Source organism: Pseudomonas sp. GW460-LB5 (assembly GCF_059423245.1).
This window is the reverse complement of the sequence record NZ_JBWKXT010000007.1, coordinates 1-26327: the sequence shown is the minus strand read 5'-3', so window position 1 is coordinate 26327 and position 26327 is coordinate 1. Positions and strand designations below refer to the sequence as shown.

The 26327-nt window shown below is 63.7% G+C and carries 21 protein-coding genes; 8 read left to right on the top strand and 13 right to left on the bottom strand.

What is annotated here, in order from left to right:
• Positions 1–2: 2 nt before the first annotated feature.
• The 4 genes from AC07XM_RS06750 to glgA are packed head-to-tail and all read right to left on the bottom strand — an operon-like array spanning position 3 to position 8153.
• Entirely contained in the window at positions 3–2777 is a 2775-nt protein-coding gene (locus tag AC07XM_RS06750) for a malto-oligosyltrehalose synthase (RefSeq protein ID WP_070086564.1), read from the bottom strand.
• Positions 2774–4840, bottom strand: a complete 2067-nt coding sequence (gene malQ / locus AC07XM_RS06745; protein ID WP_102688948.1) for a 4-alpha-glucanotransferase — start codon at positions 4838–4840, stop codon at positions 2774–2776. The genes AC07XM_RS06750 and malQ overlap by 4 nt, the downstream gene beginning before the upstream one ends.
• The gene (treZ, locus tag AC07XM_RS06740) at positions 4837–6579 is read right to left on the bottom strand and encodes a malto-oligosyltrehalose trehalohydrolase (RefSeq protein ID WP_102688947.1); all 1743 of its coding nucleotides are present in this window, start codon (positions 6577–6579) and stop codon (positions 4837–4839) included. The genes malQ and treZ overlap by 4 nt, the downstream gene beginning before the upstream one ends.
• Positions 6580–6593: 14 nt before the next feature.
• Complete coding sequence (gene glgA / locus AC07XM_RS06735) at positions 6594–8153, bottom strand: glycogen synthase GlgA (protein WP_016488156.1); 1560 nt, start codon at positions 8151–8153, stop codon at positions 6594–6596.
• 620 nt (positions 8154–8773) lie between these two features.
• Between glgA and AC07XM_RS06730 the strand changes: the two genes are divergently transcribed.
• On the top strand, positions 8774–9523 hold the full coding sequence (locus tag AC07XM_RS06730; protein ID WP_231995278.1) for an RHS repeat-associated core domain-containing protein: 750 nt from the start codon (positions 8774–8776) through the stop codon (positions 9521–9523).
• A gap of 9 nt (positions 9524–9532) precedes the next feature.
• Here the strand turns inward: AC07XM_RS06730 and AC07XM_RS06725 are convergent, their stop codons facing one another.
• A complete protein-coding gene (locus AC07XM_RS06725; protein ID WP_016488155.1) occupies positions 9533–9700 on the bottom strand; it encodes a DUF6026 family protein in 168 nt (55 codons plus the stop codon).
• 203 nt (positions 9701–9903) lie between these two features.
• Between AC07XM_RS06725 and gnd the strand changes: the two genes are divergently transcribed.
• The 5 genes from gnd (at position 9904) to AC07XM_RS06700 (ending at position 15468) form a co-directional block, all read left to right on the top strand.
• Positions 9904–10887, top strand: a complete 984-nt coding sequence (gnd, locus tag AC07XM_RS06720) for a phosphogluconate dehydrogenase (NAD(+)-dependent, decarboxylating) (protein ID WP_016488154.1) — start codon at positions 9904–9906, stop codon at positions 10885–10887.
• Positions 10884–12389 (top strand): glucose-6-phosphate dehydrogenase, encoded by a 1506-nt coding sequence (gene zwf / locus AC07XM_RS06715; RefSeq protein ID WP_095115628.1) that lies wholly within the window; start codon positions 10884–10886, stop codon positions 12387–12389. Before gnd ends, zwf begins: the two co-directional genes overlap by 4 nt.
• Positions 12390–12551: 162 nt before the next feature.
• Positions 12552–14348 carry a glycoside hydrolase family 15 protein gene (locus tag AC07XM_RS06710; protein WP_070086567.1) on the top strand — a complete coding sequence of 599 codons (1797 nt, stop codon included), beginning with the start codon at positions 12552–12554 and terminating at the stop codon, positions 14346–14348.
• Positions 14349–14491: 143 nt separating this feature from the next.
• Positions 14492–14848 (top strand): VOC family protein, encoded by a 357-nt coding sequence (locus tag AC07XM_RS06705; RefSeq protein WP_023047436.1) that lies wholly within the window; start codon positions 14492–14494, stop codon positions 14846–14848.
• Positions 14848–15468 (top strand): TetR/AcrR family transcriptional regulator, encoded by a 621-nt coding sequence (locus AC07XM_RS06700; RefSeq protein WP_024717560.1) that lies wholly within the window; start codon positions 14848–14850, stop codon positions 15466–15468. The genes AC07XM_RS06705 and AC07XM_RS06700 overlap by 1 nt, the downstream gene beginning before the upstream one ends.
• A gap of 118 nt (positions 15469–15586) precedes the next feature.
• On the opposite strand, the gene preA is transcribed toward AC07XM_RS06700, so the two are convergent.
• The 3 genes from preA to hydA all read right to left on the bottom strand — a co-directional run bounded on the left by preA (position 15587) and on the right by hydA (position 19736).
• Complete coding sequence (gene preA, locus AC07XM_RS06695; protein WP_023047434.1) at positions 15587–16861, bottom strand: NAD-dependent dihydropyrimidine dehydrogenase subunit PreA; 1275 nt, start codon at positions 16859–16861, stop codon at positions 15587–15589.
• Positions 16862–18229 carry an NAD(P)-dependent oxidoreductase gene (locus AC07XM_RS06690; RefSeq protein WP_102688946.1) on the bottom strand — a complete coding sequence of 456 codons (1368 nt, stop codon included), beginning with the start codon at positions 18227–18229 and terminating at the stop codon, positions 16862–16864.
• 67 nt (positions 18230–18296) lie between these two features.
• Entirely contained in the window at positions 18297–19736 is a 1440-nt protein-coding gene (gene hydA / locus AC07XM_RS06685) for a dihydropyrimidinase (RefSeq protein WP_096426534.1), read from the bottom strand.
• Positions 19737–20081: 345 nt separating this feature from the next.
• Here hydA and AC07XM_RS06680 point away from each other — a divergent pair, with 345 nt between their 5' ends.
• Both AC07XM_RS06680 and AC07XM_RS06675 read left to right on the top strand, forming a co-directional pair.
• The gene (locus AC07XM_RS06680) at positions 20082–21587 is read left to right on the top strand and encodes an NCS1 family nucleobase:cation symporter-1 (protein ID WP_016488146.1); all 1506 of its coding nucleotides are present in this window, start codon (positions 20082–20084) and stop codon (positions 21585–21587) included.
• A gap of 29 nt (positions 21588–21616) precedes the next feature.
• Entirely contained in the window at positions 21617–22882 is a 1266-nt protein-coding gene (locus tag AC07XM_RS06675) for a Zn-dependent hydrolase (protein WP_219735890.1), read from the top strand.
• Between the two features lie 141 nt (positions 22883–23023).
• On the opposite strand, the gene AC07XM_RS06670 is transcribed toward AC07XM_RS06675, so the two are convergent.
• The 5 genes from AC07XM_RS06670 to AC07XM_RS06650 all read right to left on the bottom strand — a co-directional run bounded on the left by AC07XM_RS06670 (position 23024) and on the right by AC07XM_RS06650 (position 26190).
• Positions 23024–23563: a P-loop NTPase family protein gene (locus AC07XM_RS06670; RefSeq protein WP_016488144.1), complete on the bottom strand. Its 540-nt coding sequence runs from the start codon at positions 23561–23563 to the stop codon at positions 23024–23026.
• A gap of 35 nt (positions 23564–23598) precedes the next feature.
• Positions 23599–24558 (bottom strand): MBL fold metallo-hydrolase, encoded by a 960-nt coding sequence (locus AC07XM_RS06665; protein ID WP_102688944.1) that lies wholly within the window; start codon positions 24556–24558, stop codon positions 23599–23601.
• Between the two features lie 16 nt (positions 24559–24574).
• A complete protein-coding gene (locus AC07XM_RS06660; protein WP_016488142.1) occupies positions 24575–24880 on the bottom strand; it encodes an NIPSNAP family protein in 306 nt (101 codons plus the stop codon).
• A gap of 69 nt (positions 24881–24949) precedes the next feature.
• A complete protein-coding gene (locus AC07XM_RS06655) occupies positions 24950–25495 on the bottom strand; it encodes a lipocalin family protein (protein ID WP_016488141.1) in 546 nt (181 codons plus the stop codon).
• A gap of 71 nt (positions 25496–25566) precedes the next feature.
• Entirely contained in the window at positions 25567–26190 is a 624-nt protein-coding gene (locus AC07XM_RS06650; protein WP_016488140.1) for a dihydrofolate reductase family protein, read from the bottom strand.
• Positions 26191–26327: the final 137 nt, after the last annotated feature.

The following is a 26327-nucleotide window of genomic DNA, read 5'->3' as shown; positions in this document are numbered from 1 at the left end:
GCTCAAGATTGTTGTATCAACACGTTGACCGGGAACTCCGCGAGCACGGTGCTCAACATCAACTCCTTGGAAGAGCTGACCGCCGCGCCACGGAAAAGTCCCGTCGAGTTGGCAGGCGACAAGGCAAACGGCAGTACCACCCGGGTGTCGTCCCAGTTCTGTGCCGGGATCAACGGTGTAGCAGCGCCACCGAGCAAGCCGCTGGCCAGGCGCGGGGCGACGACGACGGCGTGTTCACCTTCACCCACGCGCGCAAAGGCAATCACCTTGTCCGCATGCCTGCCCTGTACGGTCAGTGGCAGGTAGGCGCCACGGCGAAACAGTTCGGCGTGGGCCTGGCGGCAGTCCAGCACCCGTGCGATCAAGGCCTGCTTGATGCGGCCGTCGCGCCAGTGCGCCAGCAGCTCGGCTAGCGGCGTGGCGTCGTCCAGGGTGCGACGCCTCGAAGCGTAGTCCACGGGGCGGCGGTTGTCGGGGTCGACCAGGCTGAAGTCCCAGTATTCGTTACCCTGGTACAGGTCGGGCACACCGGGGGTAGTCATGCGCAGCAGGGCTTGGACCAAGCCATTGAGGGCGCCGGGGCAAGCCAGCAGTTGCGCGGCATCGGCCACGGATTTGCGCAGTTGCTGGTGTTCGCTGCCTAGCAGCAGGCTATCGATGTAGCGGGCACAGGCACTTTCGTAAGCCTCGTTCGGCGCGCTCCAGCTGCTGCGTAACTTGGCTTCGCGCAGTGCCTTCTGCTGCCACTGACGGATACGCTCGGCGTATTGGTGCAGGGCGGTTTCGTCGTGCAGGTCGAGCTCCAGCGGCCAACTGCCGAGCAGGGTTTGCAGCAGCATCAGCTCGTCGCCGGGGCTGGGTGCCAAGCCATCGTTCAGCTGCGCGCGCAGCGGTTCTGCCAGTTCACGCCAATGTTCCACTCGGCTGGCCAGCCACGGGGCGCGTTCGCTAAGCACGGCCAAGCGTGCGCGAGTGTCTTCGCCGCGCTTGTGATCATGGGTGGCGGTGGCCAGCAGGTTGTCGGGGAAGTCGCGCAGGCGCCGCTGGGCTTCGTTATGGAAGTGCATGGGCGGGGCGCTGAAGTGCTCGGCCTCGAAGCCTACGTCGTTGCGCGACAGCAGCCGGGCGCTGCGGTAGAAGGCAGTGTCTTCCACGGCTTTGGCCGCGCTCGGCGCGGTCAGCTGCTGGAAGCGCACGCAGGCGTGGCGCAGTTGCTTGCGGGCGCGGCCCGGTGGCAGCCGCTTCCAGGCTTGGCCCCCCAGCCATTGTTCAAGGTGGTCCAGTAGCGGCCAGTCGGCTTCGCCGAGGTCGTGCCGGGCGTTGGCCAGCGCCTGCTGGAAAAACCCTTCGTCTTCAGCGGGGCGCCCGCAGGCGTTGAAGTAGGTACGGTACACGGGGTAATGCGCTACCACTGCCTGCAAGGCCCGGCGAATGCCGCCCAAGGTCAGGTCGCGGGTCATCAGGTCGTTGCGCGCGACCTGCAGCAGCGCCTGGGCGACCGATTCGCAGTCACCGGCGAGGCTGGCATTGAGCACAAGGTAACGCGCCTGACGCACTTCTTCAGGGAAGTCGGGCCGTTCGGTGACGTTCGCCCATAGCTCGGTGAGTGGCGTTTCGCCGGCCGGGTCGTGCTGCAGCAGCGAGACCTGGTTCATGAATTCGTAGCCAGTGGTGCCGTCGGTGAGCCAGTCGCGGTGCAGGTGCTCGCCTGCACCGAGGATTTTTTCCACGTAGATCGGGAAGTGCTCCAACGCAGCCTGCAAAGGCCTTTGCGCCAACAGGCTATCGACCCGACGGCGCAGCTTGCGGCAATAGCCGCGCGGGTCGGCCAGGCCGTCGATATGGTCGATGCGCAGGCCATCCACCAGGCCGCGCTCGATCAGCTCGAACAGCTTGGCGTGGGTGGCCTCGAACACCACCGCGCGCTCCACGCGCAGGCCGCCCAGCTCGTTGATGTCGAAGAATCGCCGCCAGTTGATGTCATCGGCGGCGGTGCGCCAGCTGGCAAGGCGGTAGGTCTGGCGCTCCAGCAGCAGGTGCAAGCGTTTGAAGCCGGCCTCGCTGCGGCTGTCGAAGGCCACCAGGGCCGATTCAAGGTCAGCCCCTTCACGCACCAGGCGTGCCAGTTCGGTTTGTAGCGGGAGCGCTGCGGCCAGTGGTGTGGGTGACTCGTTCAACGCAGTGAAATGTTCGGCCAGGGCCTTGAGCGCAGGCTCCGGGCTGAGTGCGAGAATCCAGCCGTAATCGACTGGGCAGATCGGGAAACTATGCTCGTAATGGACCACGTGCAGCAGCCCCTGCTGCTGGTCGAACTGCAGTGGGATTTCGCCGTTCTTGAGTGCCACGCCATAGTCACTGCCAAGGAACGGCAACAACAGTTGCCCGGCCAGTAGCGGGTCGCTGGAGTGCCACTGGATATCGAAGAACTCGGCATACGGGCTACGCCGGCCCCAGGCCAGCAGGCTTTGCCACCAGGGGTTATCGGCACCGCCCACGGCCATGTGGTTGGATACGGTGTCGAGAATCAGCCCCATGCCATGCTGGCGCAGGGCCGCCACTAGCCGCTCCAGCGCCGCTTCGCCGCCCAGTTCGGGGTTGACGCAGGTCGGGTCGACCACATCGTAGCCGTGGCGGGAGCCGGCGCGGGCCTTGAGGATGGGCGAGGCATACAGGTGGCTGATACCCAGCTGGGCGAAGTACGGCACCAGCGGCACGGCGTGATCGAGGGTGAAATCACTGTGAAACTGTAGGCGCAGGGTCGCAGTCAGCGGCTTCATCGGTCACGCTCCCAGGCCTGTTCGCGGGCCTGGGCCAGCAGCTCCAGGCGCCGTGCGGCATCTTCGTCATCGAGCAGTTCTGCCACCGGTTGGGTGAAGCGCCGCCTCCAGTTAGGGTGCCCGGCTGTAGTGCCTGGCAGGTTCGGCTGCTCTTCGCAGCCCAACAGGTCTTCGAGCGGTACCAGCACCAGGGGCGCACGGGTGTGGCCAACGAAGCGAATGGCCGCGTCGATCACGGCGTCGTTGTCCTTCAGTTCGCCGTAGTTGGCCTCCAGGGTGCGGCGCAGGCCGTCGTGTTCTTTCTGGCGGTCTTGGCGCCAATGCAGTTCGGTGGCAGCGTCGATCAGTTGCAAGCGGTGGCTCCAGTCGATGTCGCGGTTTTCCAGCCAGCCGGCCAGCGGGGCCAGGTCGTGGGTGCCGGTTGTGGCAAGGGCGCTGTCTGGCCAGTCCAGAATGGGCTTGAACTGGCCTGGCTGGGTCTGTTCGAAGGGCAGCACGCGCATGCCCAACACTGCTTTCTCGGCAAGTGTTTCGCGCAGGCCGTCGGGCACGGTGCCCAGGTCTTCGCCAAGGATGACTGCCTGGTGGCGCACCGACTCCAGCGCCAGCAGGCGCAACAGGTCGTCCAGCGGGTAATTGAGGTAGGCGCCTTCGCTGGGCTTGGCCCCCTGCGGGATCAGCCACAGCCGGCGCAGGCCCATCACATGGTCGATGCGCAGGCCGCCGGCATGTGCCAGGTTCGCCCGCAGCATCTCGATAAAGGCGCGGTAGCCATTACGCTTGAGGCCCTCGGGCGAGAAGGCGCAGGTGCCCCAATCCTGGCCGGCGCGGTTGAGGATGTCGGGCGGCGCACCCACGGTCAGGCCGGCCAGCAATTCATCCTGGCGGCTCCATGCCTGGCTGCCGGCACCGTCGGCACCCACCGCCAGGTCGGCGATCAAGCCCACAGCCATACCGTTGCCGCGGGCTGCCTCCTGAGCACGTTGCAGGCCGCGTTCGGTCAGCCATTGGCAAAAGGCATGGAACTCGACCTTGGCCGGGTAAGCATTGGCGAAGGCCGCCACTTCCGGGTGATAGGGGTCGTGCCAGGCCTTTGGCCAGTTGCGCCAGTCGGCGCCCAGGCCGTGCTCTACAGCCTGTGCCTGCAACACCTCGAAGCGGCAGTGGTGCTCCAGGGCCTGGCCACCGGCCTCGCGGAAGCTATCGAAATCCCTGCGCAGCGGATGGTCGCCATGGCTGAACCCGTGGTACAGCGCTTCAAGCAAGCGCAGGCGGGCACTGGCGGCGCGTGGCCAATCAACCAGTGGGCGTTGCTCCAGCTCTTCCAGTTGTTGCTCCAGCCCGCAGGCTTCAATGGCCATGCGCACCTCCCGCTCACCCAGCAGGGCTGCGGGGCTGGCATACAGGGTGTTGAGCAGCAGGCGGCTGGAGGGTGAGTAGGGGCTGTAGTGCTCTTGGTCGATGGCCGACAGTGCATGAATGGGGCTGATGGCCAAGGCATCGGCACCGCGCTCGGCGGCCAGGCGGGCCAGCTGCTCCAGCGCCAGGCAGTCGCCGTAACCGCCATCGCCGGGCCTGCGCAGGCTGTACAGCTGCACTGCCAGGCCCCAGCAGCGTGGGGGGGGCTGCACGTTGTCTGCAAGGCTGTAGCAGCGCGGCGGGGCCACGGCCACGGTGAAGCGGCGGCTGTCTATTTCCACCTGGTGGTAGCCAATGGGCAGGTCACCTGGCAGGCGTGCCTGCTCGTCCAGGCTGAGGGTAACCGAGGTTTGGTCTTCCAAGGTGCAGCGGGCGACGCTGGCAGCGCTGAAATAGCGTGACAGCGCCAATGGCTGGCCTTGGTCGGCGGTCAGCAAGGGCGGCAAATGTTCGCTGTCTTCGGCGGCTTCTACCGCGCGCAGGCTGGCGGCAATGGCCGTGTCATCGCTGGCCGGGTGGCCAAGGCCTGCGAGTAGCTTGCACAGCACCTCGTCGCTGACGCGCTGGGGCCGGGCATTGGCGTCGATCCAGTCGCGGCTTAACCCGACGCGGTTTGCCAAGCGGTGCAGGGCGGTTTCGCTCATGGGCGCTCCTGGTCAGGGGGAAGCAGGCTGACCACGCAACTGTACGGGGCCAGTTGGCTATCAGGGTGTTGGGTGTCGCTGGTGTCGAACAGCCGGGTGGCGGCAGCGGGCAGTTCGACGGCCTGCGCAGTTGCCGCCAGGTTCAGGTCGATGCGCAGGGTATTGCCATCGCCCAGCCGCCAGCGTGCGGTCAGTGCTTTGTCGCCATGCACCTCGGCCCCCAGTGAGCGGCTACCGGGCAGGTGCGGGATGACGTGGCGGCGGCGCAGGGCTAGCAGTTGCTGATAAAGGCCGTGCCAGCCGGCGACCACTTCCTTGTTTTGCGGGCGGGAAGACTCGAAGGTCTGTTTGGCGTTGGGGTCGGGAATGTGCTCTCGCTGCTCGGGGTCGGCGAACGCGGTGAAATGGGCGAACTCGCCACGGCGGCCTTCGCGCACAGCGTCTGCCAACGCGTCATGGAAGTCGGTAAAGAACAGGAACGGCCGGCAACTGCCCTCGTCGTCGCCCATGAACAGCAGCGGGATCATTGGCGCCAGCAGCAACAGGCCAGTGGCTGCGCGCAGGGCCGGTGGCGGGCACAGGCGGGTCAGGCGTTCGCCCAAGGCGCGGTTGCCGACCTGGTCATGGTTCTGCAAGAACAACACAAAAGCGCTGGGCGGCAGGTGCCCGCTGGGTTCGCCGCGTGGCGTGCCATGGCGGTTTGCCTGGCCCTGGAACACGAAGCCCTCGGCCAGGCAGCGCGCCAGCTGGTCGATGGGGCGTTGCTTGTAGTCGGCGTAGTAGCCTTCGGTTTCGCCGGTCAGCAGCACATGCAGGGCATTGTGGCCGTCGTCGTTCCATTGCGCATCGAAACCCTGTTCCAGCAGGGCGGCCTGGTTGTGCTCGTTTTCCAGCACCAGCCACACGTGCCGCCCCGGTTCTACGGCGGCGCGTACACGCTGGGCCAGCTCAATCAGGAAATCGGGCTGGTCGATGGCATGCACGGCATCCAGGCGCAGGCCGTCGCAGCGGTAGTCGCACAGCCACATGAGCGCGTTCTGGATGAAGTACTCGCGCACCTGCGGGCGGCGGAAGTCGATGGCCGCGCCCCAGGGTGTCTGCCGGTCTTCGCGGAAGAACGCGCTGGCGTACTGGTGCAGGTAATTGCCATCGGGGCCAAAGTGGTTGTACACCACATCCACCAGCACCATCAGCCCTTCGCCGTGGGCCTGATCGACCAGTGCGCATAACTGCTCGGGGCTGCCGTAGGTATTTTGAGGCGCGTAGGGCAGCACGCCGTCGTAGCCCCAGTTGCGCTCGCCTGGGAACTGCCCCAGCGGCATCAGCTCGACAGCACTGATGCCCACCTCGGCCAGGCGCTGCAGGTGCCGGGCAACCCCGGCGTAGCCGTCGAGCAAACCGACATGCAGTTCCTGAATCACCGCTTCGTGCCACGGCCGGCCTTGCCACGGGTGTTGCCAGGGGTAACCGGCCACATCCACCACCTGGCTTGGGCCTTGTACGCCTTGGGGCTGATAACGCGAAGCCGGGTCAGCCACCTGGAGTTCGCCGTCGATACGGTAATGATAAAGGTCGCCAGCCTTGCACGGGGCAACGCCGGTGAACCAGCCATCGTCATCGGCCAGCAGCGCCACGGGCGGCTGCTGCTCCAGTTCCACGCTCACGCTGCGCGCATCCGGCGCCCAGAGGGCGAAGCGCGCCGACGTGGCGTCCATTAAGTGTGCGCCATGCCTGTGCATCTTCTGACCCTCGCTCAGTAATGGCTCAGCTGTGCCTGCTTGACCAGGTCCTCGTAAAGGCGGGCGTAGGGCTCAACCGCCTGGCACCAGTTGAAGGGTTGGGTCATCGACAGGCAGCGCATGGCGTTCAGCAAGTCCTTCTTGCCGTACACATAGAAGGCGCGGCTGAGTGCCTCGCGGTAGCTCTCCACGGTCGACTCGTTGAACAGAAAGCCCGTGACGCCGCACTCGATGGTGTCGGCCAGGCCACCGGTATTGCGCGCCACCGGCAGCGAGCCGAAGCGTTGCGCGTACATCTGGCTGAGGCCACAAGGTTCATAGCGTGATGGCATCAGCAAGAAGTCGCTGCCGGCGAACATGCGCCGGGCGTCGGTCTCGTTGAAGCCAATACGCACGCCGATGCGGCCCGGGTGGCGCAGCGCCAGCTCGCGCATGGCCTGTTCTTCTTCCGGCTCGCCACGGCCGATGATCGCGATCTGCCCACCTTGTTCGACGATGTAGTCGGCCACACCCAAGGTCAGGTCCAGGCCTTTCTGATAGACCAGCCGTGACACCACGGCGAACAACGGGCCTTCGGATTCCTCCAGGCCGAACAGCTCGCGTACCTCATGAGTGTTGCGCGCCTTGCCTTCCCAGTCGTTGATGCTGAAGTTGTGTTGCAGGTGTTTGTCGGTGGCCGAGTCCCAGCTTTCGTCGATGCCGTTGGGGATGCCGCCAAGCAGGCCTTGCTGGGCTTTGCTGGCGAGAAAACCGTCCAGGCCGCAGCCGAATTCCGGCGTGGTGATTTCCCGGGCATAGGTGGCGCTGACGGTGGTGATGTGGCTGGAGTAAGCCAGGCCAGCCTTGAGGAACGACAGCTTGCCGTAGAACTCCATGCCTTCCTGCTGCATGGCGTGATCGGGAATCGCCAGCTCCGGGCTGCAACCTCGGCTGTACACACCCTGGTAGGCCAGGTTGTGGATGGTGAACAGGGTGGGCGTGTTCAGCCCGCGCCAATGCATGTAGGCCGGGGCCAGGCCCGCGGGCCAGTCATGCGCGTGCACCACTTCTGGCGTCCAGTGGATCTTGCCTTCGCCAGCTGCGATTTCGGCAGCAGCCAGGCCCAGGCGTGCGAAGCGGATGTGGTTGTCGGGCCAGTCGCGGCCATTGTTGGCACCATAGGGTGTGCCGTCGCGCTGGTACAGCTCGGGGCAGATCAGCACATAGATGACCAGGCCGTCGGCCATGTCCATACGCCCGATCTTGCACGGCGGCAGGGCCGCGTGGCCGCCTAGCTCACCCACGATGTGGATCGGGTTGTCACTTTCCATCACCTGCCGGTAGCCAGGGATCAGCACCCGCACATCGTGCAGGTGGGCCAGGGCGCGGGGCAGGGCGGAGGACACGTCGCCCAGGCCGCCGGTCTTCACCAGGTCTGCGATTTCCGAGGTCACGAACAGAATCTTGCGCATGTTCGGGTTGTGCTGGCGCTGGGCGCCGGGTGCCTTGCCTGTCGTGGCGAAATCCGGGGTGAGCGGCTCGCGGTTGTCCGGTTTGAATGAATCTACGTGAGGCTCGACAGCGGCACTGATCATACTTCTCTCCGTCCCTATGCTTGACCGGGTGCTGGCACCCGTGACGATATTGCGTGTTGGTTCTCTCTGTTTCTGAATTCTGCGTAGTGCGTTCCATGCCCCAGGTTCGTGCGCGCAGGCACAACGCGATCAGCACTCCGGCCGAAGGCGATTGGACTGGTTGGGATGGGTGGGCCGAGCCAGGGAATGTCCCTTGCGTTTGGCCTACTTAGTTCCTGACCTGCCGGCGTTTGCGAAAGTTCGACTTTTTTTCGTCGCTCTTCCGTTGAGCAAATGGCGGGCCGAAACCCGAGTGTAGGAGAGAAAAAGATAAAAAGGTGACCCATTGGTCACTATTGCCATGCGCGGAATAGACGCAAACGTTGGCGTATGTGACCGGATGTGAAAAGAGGTGGGCGAAGGCAGTGCGGGGTGTTTGGAGGATGCGCCAAATTGTGGCTAGGGTGGGGTAACGCACCATGATGGTGCTAGCAGCAAGTCACTTCTTCATCGTGGACAACCCGGTCATCATGGCATTGGATTCTCTACGCGCAGTGAATCCCTTGGCTGGCATTTCTGACAGTTGTGTCATTCAGGGCTAGGGCACCACCATTGTGCCGATCTCCCCTAGGACGAAGGTCATGGAAAAAATTGATCAGCTGACCTCAGTGCATAAGCACTCTTCAGGCATCCCTTATGCACCCTATGGATACTCTGTGTGGCTCGACTCATCTCTGAGCTTCAACGCTCAACACAGGGATTTGCACTCAAAATTTTACCTGCTCGGTAACGGGTATCGGGGATATAAGCCCGAACTTATGCGGTTTAACTCACCCGATACGCTCAGTCCGTTCGGCAAAGGGGGGGCGAACGCATACGCCTACTGCGCTAACGACCCGGTGAATCGCCTGGACCCCTCAGGCCATTTCTTCAAATGGTTGAAACGGGGTGTAGCCAGCATTTTTGGCAACTCCGGCAGGTCGCCAGGACGCCGAACAGATTCAATCACCGCTACTACCCTAAGCGAACCCGGTTCAGTTAAGCGGAGTTCAGATCTCTCTTTTGGGGCGCCTTCGGGAGGTAGCGGTGCGAGTCACGTTCAAACAACGTTCGAGGAAATTCAGCGTCTTGAACGCGACATTATGGATGTGAGGGTTTTTTCGCCGCAAAATCCTCGTGAGGTCAATGCTCAGCTCGAAACCCTATCTGTTTTGCAGCATCGACTTGCTGATGCCCACAAGCGGATTAAACCGAGCGATCAGGTATGGCTAGCCTTGCATGTACGGGAAAGGATTCGTGAAACAAAAAATCACGGATTATCCGTCTCAGATTCAGCCAGCTGGCACAGCCATAGTGAGTTGCGATTGCGCATTACCAGAAACCTGATTTGAAGAAATCGATCAGAGGCTTACAGCCTTTTCGCCATCACGTTGTTGCGCCAGCAACAGGTTCAACTGGGCGACCTGTTGGCGCAACTGGTCACGTTCGTCTTTCAGTTTACGCAGCTCATCACGGCGCACGGAGACATAAAGTGTCTGGGTTGGGGTTGCAGGCATCAAGGTACCCATGAGCACACCTCGCGGTTTTGGCTGGTGACAAGTCAAAGCGTAGACGCTTCACGCGGGGCGCATTCTGAATTCTTTTGCAGTTGGTGGGAACTTTTTTGTTTATCGTGGTCTTGCCGTTCGTCGCTGAACCCTCGGGCGGCAGGCTGGACTAATCTGAAACGCTGGACTGTGTTGTCATCCATTTCGTAAGGGAGCATCGGCTCATGCAATTGGGAATCGTCGGGCTGGGCCGCATGGGCGGCAATATCGCAAGGCGCCTGATGCGCGCCGGCCACCGCACCGTGGTGCACGACCGCAACCGCGAGGCCATTACCGGGCTGGAGGGCGAGGGTGCCCAAGGCGCGCACGACCTTGGTGCGCTGGTACAAAAGTTGAAAGCCCCACGCGCAGTGTGGGTGATGCTGCCGGCCGGCGAGCCCACCGAGCAGACCATCGCGCAGTTGGCTGACCTGCTGGAACCGGGCGATGCGATCATCGACGGCGGCAATACCTTCTACAAGGACGACATGCGCCGTGCTGCCGAGCTGGCAAAACGCGGCCTGCATTACCTGGACGTCGGCACTTCTGGCGGCGTATGGGGCCTGGACCGTGGCTACTGCATGATGATCGGCGGCGAAAAGGACGTGTTCGAGCGCCTGGAGCCACTGTTCAAGGCGCTGGCCCCGGGCGTGGGTGACATCCCGCGTACTCATGGCCGCAGCGGCGAGCATCAGCGCGCCGAGCACGGCTATATCCACGCGGGCCCACCCGGCGCCGGGCACTACGTGAAAATGGTGCATAACGGTATCGAGTACGGCCTCATGCAGGCCTATGCCGAAGGCTTCGACCTGCTGCGCAGCAAAGGCGGCAACGAGCTGCCGCAAGACCAGCGCTTTGACCTGAACGTGGCCGAGATCGCCGAGGTGTGGCGGCGTGGCAGCGTGGTAACCTCATGGCTGCTCGACCTCACCGCCGATGCCTTGGTGGCCGACCCGCAGCTGTCGCAGTTCAGTGGCTCGGTATCCGACAGTGGCGAAGGCCGCTGGACCATCGATGCCGCCGTTGAGCAGGCGGTGCCGGTGCCGGTGCTGTCCAGCGCACTGTTTGCGCGCTTTCGCTCGCGCCAGCAGCAGGGCACGTATGGTGACAAGATCCTTTCGGCCATGCGCCTGGGCTTCGGTGGCCACGTCGAGAAGAAAGGCGAATGACCAAACAGACCATTCCAGCCGCACCTCCCTGTACCCTGTTCCTGTTTGGCGCCAATGGCGACCTGGTCAAGCGCCTGCTGATGCCGGCGCTGTACAACCTCAGCCGCGACGGTTTGCTGGACCGCAACTTGCGCATCGTTGGCGTGGACCACAACCCGGCCAGCGCCGAGGAATTTGCAGAGCGCCTGCATGCGTTCATGCTCGAGCGGGATAAAGGCGGCGAGGGCAGCGCCAAGTGCCTGGACGAAAAGCTCTGGGCACGCCTGGCCAAGCGCCTGGATTACCAGACGGGCGATTTCCTCGACCCGGCCACTTACCAGGCCCTCGCCAAGCGCATCGACAAAACCAGCCACGGCAATGCCATCTTCTACCTGGCCACCTCGCCGCGTTTCTTCCCCGAGGTGGCGCAGCGCCTGGGGCAGGCCGGCTTGCTCGACGAGTCTGGCGGCGGCTTTCGCCGCGTCGTGGTCGAGAAGCCATTCGGCACCGACCTGGCCAGCGCCGAGGCGCTCAACGCCTGCCTGTTGAAAGTGATGGGCGAACGGCAGATCTACCGTATCGACCATTACCTGGGCAAAGAGACGGTGCAGAACATTCTGGTCAGCCGCTTCTCCAACGGCCTGTTCGAATCCTTCTGGAACAACCACTACATCGACCACGTGCAGATCACCGCTGCGGAAACGGTCGGCGTCGAAACCCGTGGTGCGTTCTACGACAGCACCGGGGCCCTGCGCGACATGGTTCCCAACCACCTGTTCCAGTTGCTGGCGATGGTGGCCATGGAGCCGCCGGCTGCGTTCGGGGCTGACGCGGTGCGCGGCGAAAAGGCCAAGGTGGTCGGTGCTATTCGCCCATGGTCGGCGAAAATGGCCCTGAAGAACTCGGTACGCGGCCAGTACAGTGCCGGCAAGCAGGGGCGCAAGCCGCTGCCCGGTTATCGGCAGGAGCCCAATGTAGCGCCTGACAGCCAGACCGAAACCTACGTGGCGCTGAAGGTGATGATCGACAACTGGCGCTGGGCCGGCGTGCCGTTCTACTTGCGCACCGGCAAGCGCATGAGCGTGCGCGACACCGAAATTGCCATTTGCTTCAAGCCCGCGCCGTATGCGCAGTTCCGCGAGTCGGAGCTGGAGCGGCCCAAGCCCAACTACCTGAAAATCCAGATTCAGCCCAACGAAGGCATGTGGTTCGACCTGCAGGCCAAACGGCCAGGGCCGGAGCTGGTGATGGAGAATGTGGAGCTGGGCTTTGCCTATAAAGACTTCTTCAAGATGACCCCGGCGACCGGCTACGAGACGCTGATTTACGACTGCCTGACCGGTGACCAGACCCTGTTCCAGCGGGCTGACAACATCGAGAACGGCTGGCGAGCGGTGCAGCCGTTTCTCGATGCCTGGGCCCAGGATGGCGAGGTGCATCAGTACCCGGCCGGTGAAGACGGGCCTGACGCTGGCAATGAATTGCTGACCCGCGACAAGCGCGAGTGGCACCGCTTGGGCTGACCTGATCAAGCTGGGTTGCCTGTGCCGGCCGCTTCGCGGGGCAAGCCCGCTCCCACAGGGAACCCTACTGCACTTAAGCCGTGTGCAGTACCTGTGGGAGCGGGCTTGCCCCGCGAAGCGGCCGGCACAGGCAACAAACCGGTTCAACCGAAAGGAGACTCAATGCCTGCCCACATCGAAGACTATGCCCTGCTGGGCAATTGCCGCAGCGCCGCCCTGGTCAGCCGCGATGGCTCGCTCGACTGGCTCTGCCTGCCACGCTTCGACGCCCCCGCCGTGTTTGCGGCCCTGCTGGGCAACGAAGAAAACGGCCGCTGGCGCGTGGCCCCCTGCGACCCCGTCGAGCACAGCAGCCGCCAATACCTGGACGACACCCTCGTGCTGGAAACCACCTGGGTCACTGCCACCGGCCGTGCCCGGGTGCTCGACTTCATGCCGCTGGGCGAAGTCAATTCGGTGGTGCGGATCGTCGAGGGTCTCAGTGGCGAAACCAATTTTGAAATGGACCTGGTCATGCGCTTCGACTACGGTCGCAGTGTGCCATGGGTGGAACGGCTCGCCCCACTGACCCTCAGCGCCGTTGCCGGCCCTGACCGGCTGATCCTGTGCAGCACCGTCCCCCCGCATGCACTCGACCACCATACCGTCGCGCGCTTTCGTGTTGGCACGGGCGAGCGCCAAATCTTCAGCCTGCGTCACCAACCCTCGCACCTGCCCGTGCAGCCCGACTGCGATATCGACCAGGCTTTTGCCCAAACCGTCGAGCAGTGGCAGGCCTTCGCCACCCGCTGCCCGCAGGTAGGGCCATACACCGCCCTGGTGCGCCGCTCGTTGCTCACCCTCAAGGCCATGACCTACGCCCCCACCGGCGGTATCGTCGCCGCGGTCACCACCTCTCTGCCCGAGCGTGTGGGTGGGGAGCGCAACTGGGACTACCGCTTCTGCTGGCTGCGCGATGCCACCATGACACTGCTGGCCTTCATGAACCTCGGCTACTTTGACGAAGCCCAGGCCTGGCGCGAATGGCTGCTGCGCTCGGTGGCCGGCAACCCCGAGCAGATGCAGATCATGTATGGCCTGGCCGGCGAGCGTGACCTGCAGGAATACACTTTGCCGTGGCTGGCCGGTTACGAGCATTCGCAACCCGTGCGGGTAGGCAATGCCGCGTCGCAGCAGATGCAGCTGGACATCTATGGCGAACTGGCCGATGCCATGTCCCAGGCGATCAAGGGCGGCTTGCCGCGCCATCCGCGCAGCGCCGCCATCTCCCGCCTGATCATGCCTTACGTCGAAGGCATCTGGCGCGAGCCGGACGAAGGCATCTGGGAAGTGCGCGGCGGCCGGCAACAGTTCGTGCACTCCAAGGTGATGGCCTGGGTCGCCTTCGACCGTGCCGCAGGGTTGGCCGACACCACTGAAGAAGGCCGCGAGCGCGGGGACCATTACCGCCAGGTGGCTGACGACATTCACCGCGAAGTTTGCGAGAAAGGCCTGGACCCCAGTGGCCGGTTTTTTGTTCAGGCGTACGGCTCGTCCGAGATGGATGCCAGCCTGTTGCAGATCGCCCTGACTGGCTTCTTGCCCGCAGATGACCCACGCTTTTTGCGCACGCTGGAGCAGGTCGAACAGCGCCTGCTGAAGAACGGCCTGCTGATGCGCTACGACAGTGACAGCTGCAGCGACGGCCTGACGCCGGGGGAAGGCACCTTCCTGGTGTGCTCGTTCTGGCTGGCAGACGTTTATGTATTGTTGGGGCGCCAGGCTGAAGCCGAAGCGCTGTACCAGCACCTCACCGGCTTGAGCAACGACCTTGGCTTGCTGGCGGAACAGTACGACCCGGCCGGCCAGCGCATGCTCGGCAACTTCCCCCAGGCGTTCAGCCATATCGGCATCATCAACACCGCACTTAATCTTCATCGCGCACAGTGCCCGGTGCGGGACCGGGCGAGTTGCGGATAGACGTGCTTCTGATCGCAACCAATGGGTGACGCATCAAGCCATCGCCATCAGCCTGTAATCACACGGATGTTTCAGGCCGCCTGATATAAAAGTGTGAAACGACCGGAGTAGACTAGGCCAAACCCCTACGGCACGGAGCACACATGGGCATTCGCGGTACTGACCGGCAGATCGACAACATCGAGTTCAATGTCAGCGACATCGCAAGCAGCAAAGCCTTCTATGGCAGCGTGTTCGGCTGGGCGTTCACCGACTATGGGCCTGCCTATACCGAGTTCAGTGACGGCCGGCTGACCGGTGGCTTCACCACCGGCGAGCCAGTACGCCCGGGCGGGCCATTGGTCATCTTGTACGCCGACGACCTCGATGCCACACAGCAGCGGGTCGAGGCCGCCGGGGCGACAATCAGCCGGGCGACCTTTGCCTTTCCAGGCGGGCGTCGCTTCCATTTCATCGACCCGGATGGCTATGAACTGGCGGTGTGGACGGCCCAAGCCTGATGGCCAACCACAAGATCGAAATCCGCCGACGCAATATAGAGAAAATTTTGCAGGCGGCGGAAAAGGTGTTCGCCGACAAAGGTTATGGCGCCACGTCCATGGGCGATATCGCCGAGCAGGCCGAATTGCCGCGCTCCAACCTGCATTATTACTTCAGCACCAAGGACGAGCTGTTCCGCGCGGTGCTGCAGGACCTGCTGGATGTGTGGAAGCAGGACGCACTGTGCTTCGAGAACTTCGACGACCCGCGTGTGGTGCTGACCAGCTACATCAGGGCCAAGATGGGCCATTCGCGCTCGCGGCCACTGGGCTCGAAGATCTGGGCCGAAGAGATGCTGCACGGGGCGCCTGTGCTTGGGGTGAACCTGGATGACAGCCTGGTGCCCTGGGCGAAATTGAAAGAAGCCAAGATCCGCCGTTGGGTGGAGGAGGGGCGTATTCTGCCGGTTGAACCGTCGGCATTGCTGTACATGATCTGGGCGTCCACCCAGCACTATGCCGACTTCGGTTACCAGGTGCAGTTGCTCAATGGCGGCGAGATGCTGTCGGACATGGCGTTCGAGAGTGCGGTGCAAACGGTGACCAGCGTGATCTTGCGGGGGATCGGGCTGGAGCCTTGACCCGGCGATGGGGGGCCTCTGTGCGGCCCTTCCCGGGCTTGCCCGCTCCCACAGGGCCCGCGCAAAACCTGTGGGAGCGGGCAAGCCCGCGAAGGGCTGCACAGCAGCCCCCATTGCTTCAACTGGCCTCGCGGTAGGGGTTACGCGGGTCCTGTGTCCAGTTCAGGTACGGTTTGCCGGTATCCTGCGCCTGCATCTCGATGCAGTTTTCAACCGGGCAGGTGATCTGGCACAGGTTGCAGCCCACGCATTCCTCCTCGATCACGCTGTAGGCATGGGTGCCATCTGCCTTCAGCGTGCTGGCAATGGCCTGGTGTGAGGTGTCCTCACAGGCAATGTGGCAGCGCCCACAGCCAATGCAGGCGTCCTGGTCGATGTGCGCCACCGATTTGTAGTTGATGTCCAGGTACTTCCAGTCGGTGGTGTGCCCTACCGCCTGGCCACGGAACGCCTCGAGGGTGCGATGCCCATGCTGGTCCATCCAGCGCGCCAGGCCGTCCTTCATGTCCTCGACAATGCGAAAGCCATGCAGCATCGCTGCCGTGCACACCTGGACGGCGCCACTGCCCAGGGCCATGAACTCCGCCGCATCACGCCAGTTGCCGATGCCGCCAATGCCGCAGATCGGTAGGCCACGCGTCTGCGGGTCGCGGGCAATTTCTGCCACCATGTTCAGGGCAATCGGCTTTACGGCCGAGCCGCAGTAACCGCCATGGGTGCTTTGGTCGCCAACGATGGGGTGGGCCACCATACGGTCCAGGTCGACGCTGGTGATGGAGTTGATGGTGTTGATCAACGACACCGCATCGGCCCCGCCACGGTGGGCGGCGCGGGCCGACTGACGGATGTCGGTGATGTTGGGTGTAAGCTTCACGATCACCGGCAGCGAGCAGTAGGTCTTGCACCAGCGGGTGACCAGCTCCACATACTCAGGCACCTGGCCGACCGCCGCACCCATGCCGCGCTCCGGCATGCCGTGCGGGCAGCCGAAGTTCAGCTCGATGCCATCGGCACCGGTGGCCTCTACCAGCGGCAGGATGAACTTCCACGAGTCCTCGACGCACGGCACCATCAGCGACACGATCAATGCCCGGTCGGGCCAGTCCTTCTTTACCTGGGTGATTTCACGCAGGTTGATTTCCAGCGAACGGTCGGTAATCAGCTCGATGTTGTTGATGCCCTGCACCAGGCGGTTGGCGCCGTAGTGCGCCGAGTAGCGCGACGACACGTTGACCGCTGCCGGGTCCTCGCCCAGGGTTTTCCAGACCACGCCGCCCCAGCCAGCCTCAAAGGCGCGGACCACGTTGTAGGCCTTGTCGGTTGGCGGTGCGGAAGCCAGCCAGAAAGGGTTGGGTGCCTTGATGCCGGCAAATACGATAGACAAGTCGGCCATTTACGCTGCCTCCACGTTGAGCATGAGTTGGGCATGGATGGCTTCGGCGGCCAGCTTGCCGTGCTGCACAGCCTGGACAGTGAGGTCCTGGCCCAGGGCCGTGCAGTCGCCGCCGGCATATACGCCCGGCAAGCTGGTCTGCAGGGTGTGGTCAACGCGGATGCGCTCACCGTCCCGGGCCAGTTGTGCAGCCACCGGGTCGACGAGGCAGGCATCGTCGAAGCGCTGGCCGATGGCCTTGAAGATGGCATCGGCCTGCAGCTCGAAGGTTTCGCCAGTGTCGCGCAGTCGGCCGTCCATTAGTTCGGTGCGGGCAAAGCGCATGCCGCGCACCTTGCCGGCGTCATCCAGCAGCACGGCGTCGGGGCGCGCCCAGGTGTGCAGGCGCACCTGGTTAGCCTTGGCGATGTCCTGCTCGTGGCCGGTGGCGCCCATGTCGGCGTGGCCACGGCGGTACACCAGGTTGACGTCGCGGGCGCCCAGGCGGCTCATCTGCACCGCCATGTCGATGGCCGTGTTGCCGGCGCCGATGACCAGGCAGCGGTCGGCCAGCGGCAGCTGGCTCAGGTCGGCTGCCTGGCGCAGTTCACGGATGTACTCGGTGGCGGCGAGCAGGCCGGGTGCTTCCTCGTCTGGCAGGCCTAGCTGGCGCACGGCATTCAGGCCGAGGCCGAGGAACACCGCATCGTACTGGTCGCGCAGTTCGCCCAGGCTGAGGTTGCCGCCCAGGCGCTGGCCATGGCGTATTTCGATGCCGCCAATGCCCAGCAGGAACTCCACTTCCCGCTGGGCGTAGTCGTCGACCAGCTTGTAGCGGGCAATGCCGTACTCGTTGAGGCCGCCCGCCTTGTCGCGGGCCTCGAACACCACCACGTCATGCCCGTGCATGGCCAGGCGATGGGCGCAGGACAACCCGGCAGGCCCGGCGCCGACCACGGCGATGCGCTTGCCGGTAGCCGGTGAGCGCGTGAACGGGTGCTCGGTGAAATGCGCGTTGTCCAAGGCGTAGCGCTGCAACTGCCCGATCAATACGGGTGCACATTCCTGCGCGTTGTTGCGCACGCAGGCCTGCTGGCAGAGGATTTCGGTGGGGCACACGCGGGCGCAGCTGCCACCCAGGATGTTGGCCGAAAGGATGCGCTCGGCGGCGCCTTGCAGGTTTTCATCGCTGATGCGGTGGATGAACGACGGGATGTCGATGTCGCTTGGGCACGCATTGACGCAGGGGGCGTCATAGCAGTACAGGCAGCGCGCGCTTTCGACGGCGGCCTGGCGAGCGGTGAGGGGTGGGGCCAGGTCGCTGAAGCGCTCGGCCAGCTGGTCGGCGCCGGCCCGGGGGCGCGGCAAGTGGTTCAGGGCGTCGATCACGGTTGTAGCCTCTCTCTTTATTATATTTGGCTTGCCGGCGATGGGCTGCGCAGCAGCCCCAATGGCCTCAGCGCTGAACGGGCGTCGGGCGCTGCTGTTCGGCGCGTCGCCCCAGCACCTCGTACACCGACGGATACGCCGGCCGTTCCACATACCGCCCCGCCCCGGCCTCGGCGCGCAGGTCGCCATCGGCCCAGAGCACCTTGCCCTGGCTGATGGTGTGGCTGGGGACCCCGCGCACGGTGCGGCCTTCAAAGATATTGAAGTCCACCCGCTGGTGGTGGGTCTGGGCCGATAGAGTGCGAGTGCCCTGCGGGTCCCACAGCACCAGGTCGGCGTCAGCACCCACGCGGATGGCGCCCTTGCGTGGGAAAAGGTTGAAGATTTTTGCCGTGTTGGTGGAGGTCAGCGCAACGAACTCATGCATCGACAGGCGCCCGCTGTTGACACCGGCATCCCACAGCACCGCCATGCGGTCTTCGATGCCGGCGGTGCCGTTGGGGATGCGACTGAAGTCGTCGCGGCCCATGGCTTTCTGTTCGGCGCAGAAACAGCAGTGGTCGGTGGCCGTGGTGTGCAGGTTGCCCGACTGCAAGCCGCGCCACAGCGCCTCCTGGTGCTCGCGCGGGCGGAACGGCGGGCTCATCACGTAGCCAGCGGCAGTGGCCCAGTCCGGGTCACGGTAGACGCTGTCGTCCAGCAGCAGGTGGCCGGGCAAGACTTCGCCGTAAACCGGCTGGCCCTTGGCGCGTGCATAGGTGATTTCATCCAGTGCTTCACGGCTGGAAATGTGCACCACATACAGCGGCGTACCAATGGTTTCGGCAATACGGATGGCGCGGCTGGCCGCTTCACCTTCCACTTGTGAAGGGCGCGAAAGGGGGTGGGCCTCTGGTCCGGTCATGCCCTGGGCAAGCAGTTTTTTCTGCAGGTGGTACACCAGTTCGCCGTTCTCGGCATGCACGGTGGGCACCGCACCCAGTTGCAGGCAGCGCTCGAAGCTGGCCACCAGGGTGTCGTCGGCGGCCATGATTGCATTCTTGTAAGCCATGAAGTGCTTGAAGCTGTTCACCCCATGCTTGGCTACCAGTTCGCCCATTTCTTCAGCCACCTGTTCGCTCCACCAGGTGATGGCAACGTGGAAGCCGTAGTCGCTGGCGCTCTTCTGCGCCCAGCCGCGCCAGGTGTGGAAGGCCTCCAGCAATGACTGCTGCGGGTTGGGGATGACGAAGTCGATGATCGACGTGGTGCCGCCGGCAAGGCCCGCTGCGGTGCCGCTGAAGAAATCCTCGCTGGCCACGGTGCCCATGAATGGCAACTGCATGTGGGTATGCGGGTCGATGCCGCCGGGCATCAGGTACTGGCCGCTGCCGTCGAGGATTTCACAGTCGGTGGGCGGTTCGAGGTTTGGCCCGATGGCACGGATCAGGCCATCGACACACAGGACATCGGCGGGGTAACTCTCTTCGTGGGTGACCACGGTGGCGCCACGGATCAACAGGGACATGCCGTTTTTCCTCGCAGGCTGACCGGTCTGGGCCGGTTCTTGGAATTGTCTCGGGTGCAGGGCAGGCAGGGCGGTTAATCCTGTCAGACCTGACAAGATTCGAGGCTAGATGCTGATTTGGGAATCTTCAAGAAAACTTTCCTATTATTTTTGTGGTTTTTAACTGTTTGAAATTTAACACTTAATTTTTATTGACCTGCTGACTTCGGGGGTTTCAGGGGTTATTGACTGACTTGACAAGATGGAATTCTGGTCAAGATTTCTAAGCACCAATACGCGTGTGTACTCCGGCCATCGAATTAGCCCGATGAGCAAACAACTACAAGAAAATCTGGAGAAGGGCCCATGCAACAGAGCAGATCGGAAGTGGTCGAGCAGGATGGCCTGTTTGAGCTGTCCGAGGGCAGTGATGTCCTCGACAGCCCGCGCTACAACCACGACATCGCGCCGACCAAGGTGCACCAGCGCACCTGGAACAAATGGCACATCACTGCCCTGTGGGTGGGCATGTCCATTTGCGTACCCACCTACACCCTGGGTGGCGTGCTCACCGCCTACTTCGGCCTGAGCGTTGGCGAAGCGCTGCTGGCGATCCTGCTGGCCAACGTGATCGTGCTGATCCCGCTTACCCTCAACGCCTTCCCAGGCACCAAGTACGGCATCCCGTTCCCGGTGCTGCTGCGTTCGTCGTTCGGCATCCTGGGCTCCAACGTACCGTGCCTGATCCGCGCCGTGGTTGCCTGTGGCTGGTTTGGTATCCAGACCTTGTTCGGCGGCTTGGCCATTCACCTGTTCCTGGGTTCGGTGTTCGATGGCTGGAAGGCCTTGGCCGGTACTGGCGAGGTGATCGGCTTCATGATCTTCTGGTGCCTGAACCTGTGGGTGGTGCTGCGCGGCGCCGAGTCGATCAAGTGGCTGGAAACGCTCTCGGCACCGCTGCTGGTGGCGGTGGGTGTCGGGCTGCTGTTCTGGGCCCTGCCGCACATGTCGATGACCGAGCTGCTGGCGCAACCGCCCAAGCGGCCGGAAGGGGCGAGCGTGGTCAGTTACTTCTGCGCCGGGCTTACGGCCATGGTCGGCTTCTGGGCCACTTTGTCGCTGAATATTCCCGACTTCAGCCGTTACGCACGTAGCCAGAAAGACCAGATTCTTGGGCAGATCTTCGGCCTGCCGCTGACCATGTTCCTGTTCGCTTCGCTGGGTGTGGTGCTGACCGCCGCGTCGGCGTCTTTGGTGGGCGAGACGGTGTCCGACCCGGTCAGCCTGATCGGCAAAATCCACAGCCCGTTCTGGGTGGCCCTGGCCATGGCGCTGATCGTGATTGCCACATTGTCGACCAATACGGCGGCGAACATCGTGTCGCCGACCAACGACTTCCAGAACATTGCCCCACGCCTGATCGGGCGCAGCCGTGCGGTATGGCTGACCGGCTTTATCGGCCTGGCGCTGATGGGCCATGAACTGCTTAAGAAACTGGGCCTGATTGTCTCGGACCTGAGCCTGGAGAGCGTGTACTCCAACTGGCTGCTCGGTTACTCCAGCCTGCTCGGGCCGATTGCCGGGATCATGGTGGTGGACTACTTCCTGGTCCGTCGGCAGCAGCTGGACCTGGCCGGGTTGTACCGCGATGACGTCTACCCGGCGTGGAACTGGGCCGGGTTTGCCGCCTTTGCCTTGCCCGTGGGGCTGACGTTACTGGCGATTGGCAACAGCAGTTTCAGCTGGTTCTACGACTACGGCTGGTTTACCGGCTCGCTGCTGGGCGGCGCGCTGTACTACGTTCTCGCCGGTTTGGCTGTGGGAGCGGGTTCACCCGCGAAGAGGCCCGCACCGACCACAAAAAAAGCCTGAAGGAGAAACCCGTGACCCCAGTCAAAGAGATGCTTGAAACCACCGCCCGGCACGTCGACAGCAACCGCCTGTGGCAATCGCTGATGGACCTGGCCCGCCTCGGTGCCACCGCCAAGGGCGGTGTCTGCCGCCTGGCCCTGACCGACCTCGACCGCCAGGCCCGCGACCTGTTCGTGCAGTGGTGCGAGGCGGCCGGGTGTGAGGTCAGTGTCGACGGCGTCGGCAACATCTTCGCCCGCCGCCCGGGGCGTAACCCCAAGCTGCCCCCGGTGATGACCGGCAGCCATATCGACACCCAGCCCACGGGCGGCAAGTTCGATGGCTGCTTCGGGGTGATGGCCGGGCTGGAGGTGATCCGTACGCTGAACGATTTGGGCGTGGAAACCGAAGCACCGCTGGAAGTGGTGGTGTGGACCAACGAAGAGGGCTCGCGCTTTGCACCGTGCATGATGGGTTCAGGCGTGTTCGCCGGCAAGTTCAGCCTGGCGGAAACCCTGGCCAAGCGCGATGCCCAGGGTATCAGCGTGGGTGAAGCCTTGAACGCCATCGGCTACGCCGGTACGCGCGCGGTGCTGGGCCATCCGGTTGGGGCTTATTTCGAAGCCCATATCGAACAGGGCCCGATCCTTGAGGACCAGGCCAAAACCATCGGTGTGGTCCTCGGCGCCCTCGGCCAAAAGTGGTTCGATCTGACCCTGCGCGGCGTTGAAGCCCATGCGGGACCGACACCCATGCACCTGCGCAAGGACGCTTTGGTGGGGGCGGCCGCCGTGGTGGAGGCGGTCAACCGTACCGCCCTCGGCCACCAGCCCCATGCCTGTGGGACGGTGGGCTGCCTGCAGGCTTATCCGGGCTCGCGCAACGTCATTCCGGGTGAGGTGCGTATGACCCTGGACTTCCGCCATCTGCAAGGTGACCAGCTGAATGCGATGATTGCCGAGGTGCGTGGGGTGATCGAAGCGACCTGTGCCAAACATGGCTTGAGCCATGAACTGGTGCCTACGGCTGACTTCCCTGCGCTGTACTTCGACAAAGGCTGTGTCGATGCCGTGCGCGCTTCAGCGCAAGCGCTGGGGTTGCCGCACATGGACATTGTCAGTGGCGCGGGGCATGACGCAATCTTCCTGGCCGAACTGGGGCCGGCGGGGATGATTTTCGTGCCCTGTGAAAACGGCATCAGCCACAACGAAATCGAGAACGCCACGCCTGATGACCTGGCGGCGGGTTGTTCAGTGTTGCTGCGGGCGATGCTGGCGGCGTCGGAGGCGATTGCCAGCGGGCGCTTGGCGGCCTAGCACCTCGGGCATCAGGCGACCGCGCTTTTTGTGGGAGCGGCCTTGTGTCGCGATCGGGCTGCGCAGCAGCCCCAGGGTTTGGAAGTAAACGCTGATATCGCTGGGGCTGCTGTGCAGCCCGATCGCGACACAAGGCCGCTCCTACAGGGACCGCGCTGCTGGTGCTGGTTGTGTGAGGCCTTCCACAAACGCCGCAATCTGCCGGTCACCACGCAGATGCACAACCGGCACCTGCGGGCCGATTGCCTGGCGGTTGGCTTCGATACCTGGCCGATAGCCCCGGTCGAACGTCCACACAAACTTCAGGAAGGTCAGAAACGCCCGGTCCAGCCGCTCGGTACACCCAGCCGGCAGGTCTGGCCGTGGCTTGTTCAGCACACTGCGCAGGATGACCCGCTTCAGGCATGTCAACCGTGGTGTATCCAGCCAGATAACCAGGTCGGCCCGTGGCAAGCGCAGGTCGAAGGTGCGGCGGCTGTAGTTGCCCTCGCATACCCACGCTTGCCCGCTAACCGCATCGCGTACCCGGCTGCGAAAGGTCTCGGCATCCGGCTCTACCCAGCCGGCCTCCCAGAACAACGTGTCAAGGTGTACCACCGACGCCCCCAGGCGGGCGCCGATCTGCCGGGCCAGGGTCGATTTGCCACTGCCGGCGTTGCCCAGAATCACGATGCGTTGCATGACCAAGTCCTTTTGGAAAAACCGGCCATGTTAATTCATCCGGTCAGCTCAAGACAGCCATCCCGGCCAAGGTGATAGCGCTGCAGGTCCTGCGCCAGGGTCAGGTGCCCGCTGTAGTGGACGAGGGCTTCGTCACGCACGTTGTCGATATTCGGGCTGCGCCTTGGGTCGCTCTGGTAGCGGGCGCTGAAATGCGTCAGCACCAGGTTGCGCACGCCCGCCGCTTCGGCAAAGCGCGCCACCGCCGCTGCAGTACTATGGCCGAAGGTGATCCCGGTGCGTTCGACCACGGCCTGGGTGAACGTGGCTTCGTGCACCAGCACATCCGCGCCTTGGGCAGCGTCGGCCAGCAGCTCGGGGGTATCGTTGTCGCCGCACACGATCACCCGCCGCGGTGGCCGGGAAGGGCGCAGGTAGTCGTTGCCATTCAGCAACTGCTCGCCATGCTGCACCGCCAAACCCCTGGCCAGCTCGCCCCACAGCGGGCCACGCGGTATGCCTTCGGCTTCCAGGCGGGGGATGTCCAGGCGCGGTTCGGGGTTGAGTTCGGTGAATATGAACCCGACGCTCGGAACGCGGTGTGACAGCTGAACGGTGGTTACCTGCAGAGTATCGTTGCGCCATTCGACCAGATCTTCCACGGCCAGCAGGCGCAGTTCGAACGGCAGGAAGGTATCGCTGGCGGCCAGGCCCTGGCGTACCCAGTCATGCAGCGCGGCGGGCAGGATCAGTTCCAGCGGCTGCGTACGCCCGCTCATGCCGGCACTGGCCAGCAGGCCGGGCAGGCCGAAGCAATGATCGCCGTGCACGTGGGTGATGAAAATGGCGCGCAGGTCGCGGATCGACAGCGGGGTGCGCAGCAGCTGGTGCTGGGTGCCTTCGCCGCAGTCGACCAGGTACCAGCCGCTGCCACTGGCTTCGATCACCGCCGTGGCGCTGACATTGCGTGCCTTGGTGGGCACCCCGGCGCAGGTGCCGAGGAACAGCAGGTCCATGTGCAACCTCCTTGATTCAGCCCAGCAGCGGTTTCAGGAAGCTGCGCTCGTAGCTGAGGATGAAGCGTTGCTCTGTAGCTGTGGCTACTGCAGCGATGCATTCCGGGTCGGTTTCAGCCTGTCTGCGGTACTGCTCGTAGGCCGCCAGGCTGGGGAAGCTGAACAGGCAGTACGCGATGTTGTTAGCGCCCTCAGCAGGCAGGAAGTAGCCGTGATGCTGGCCGCCCATGCGCGTGACGAGGCCTATCCACTGGCGTGAATAGGCCTCGAACGCAGGCAGCTGGTAAGGGTCGACGATGTATTTGACGTGGCAGGTGATCAATGTGCTCGCTCCTTCGAGGTATGACGGGCGCACACCTTAGCCGCATTGCGGCCTGCCGTCGACGGCCTGCTAGTCTCCCTGCCGCCAAATGAGCTTGCTGGTGTCATAACCTTGCTCCCGGGCGATGGTCAGCAGTTGCTCGCGCTGCTGGTCGGTGACCGCAGGCGTGCGTGAAAGCAGCCACAGGTACTCGCGGTTGGGGTGGCCCACCAGCGCCACCCGGTAATCCTTGTCGTGATACAGCACCCAGTACTCGCCCTTGGTCAGGCCCGGTGCCAGGCGGCTGAACCAGTTGTCGAAGCGCACCCACAGCTTGTCGGTGCTGCCCGGCTGCTGGGCCTCGGCGATGCCCTTGGCTTCGTTCCACTGGCCGTCCTTTTCCTTGCAGCGGTTGGTCACGTCGATCCGGCCATCCGGGCGCAGGCCATAGTGCGCCTCGGACTGCACGCAGTTGCGCTGGAAGAACATCGGCAGCCGGCCCAGTTCATACCAGGTGCCCTGGTAGCGTTGCAGGTCGACCTGCTGGGTGCGCGGCGGTGCCGGTTGATCGTTGCCGGCGCAGCCGAGCAGCGCCAGGGTCATGCAGGAAAGCAGCAGCGTAGTGCGCAGCGCCATGGTTGACCTCCTTGGAGCGGATAGGGGCTTCCTGTGTTTCGATGCCTGCGCGGGGCAAAAGTTGTATGGGATTACACCGTGTCGAATGAACCGGTCTGCACCTGGCCTGCGCGCACGTAGCGGCTGATGATCACGCCCTTGGGCGAGACTTGCGACTGCTGCAAGGTAAAGGCCGCTGCTGCTGCGTCATGACCGAACAGGCGTTTGCCTTGGCCGAGCAGCAGCGGGTGGATCAGCAGTTGCAGTTCATCTACCAGGTCTGCCGCCAGCAGTTGCTGCACCAGTTCGGCGCTGCCCTGGGTCAGCAGGTTGGCGCCGTCCCGTTGCTTGAGCGAGCGTACTGCAGCGGCGATGTCCGCGCCGAGGGCGTGGCTGTTGTGCCAGTCGAGGGTGGCAGGGGTGTGGGTGGCCACATGTTTGGGCACGCTGTTGAACAGGTTGGCGATGGAGAAGTCTTCGGCGTTGTCTTTGATGTTTGGCCAATAGCCGGCAAAAATGTCGTAGGTGCGCCGGCCCAGCAGCAGCTCAAAGGGCTGGCTGAACAATGCCTGCATGGCCTGGCCAAACACTTCCTCGGCGTAGGGCACGATCCAGCCGCCGTAGGCGAAACCGCCGCTGGTGTCTTCCTGCGGGCCGCCGGGAGCTTGCATCACGCCGTCGAGGCTGATGAAGGCGGCTACGATGAGTTTGCGCATGGGGACTCTCCTGTTGGCAGCCCGGTGGCTGCTTTCATGGGTAGTCGAATGGCACCAGGCAGAATCGACACAGGTCTCGAAAGCGATGCAGTTCCTGTGTAGGAGCGGCCTTGTGTCGCGAACGGGCTGCGAAGCAG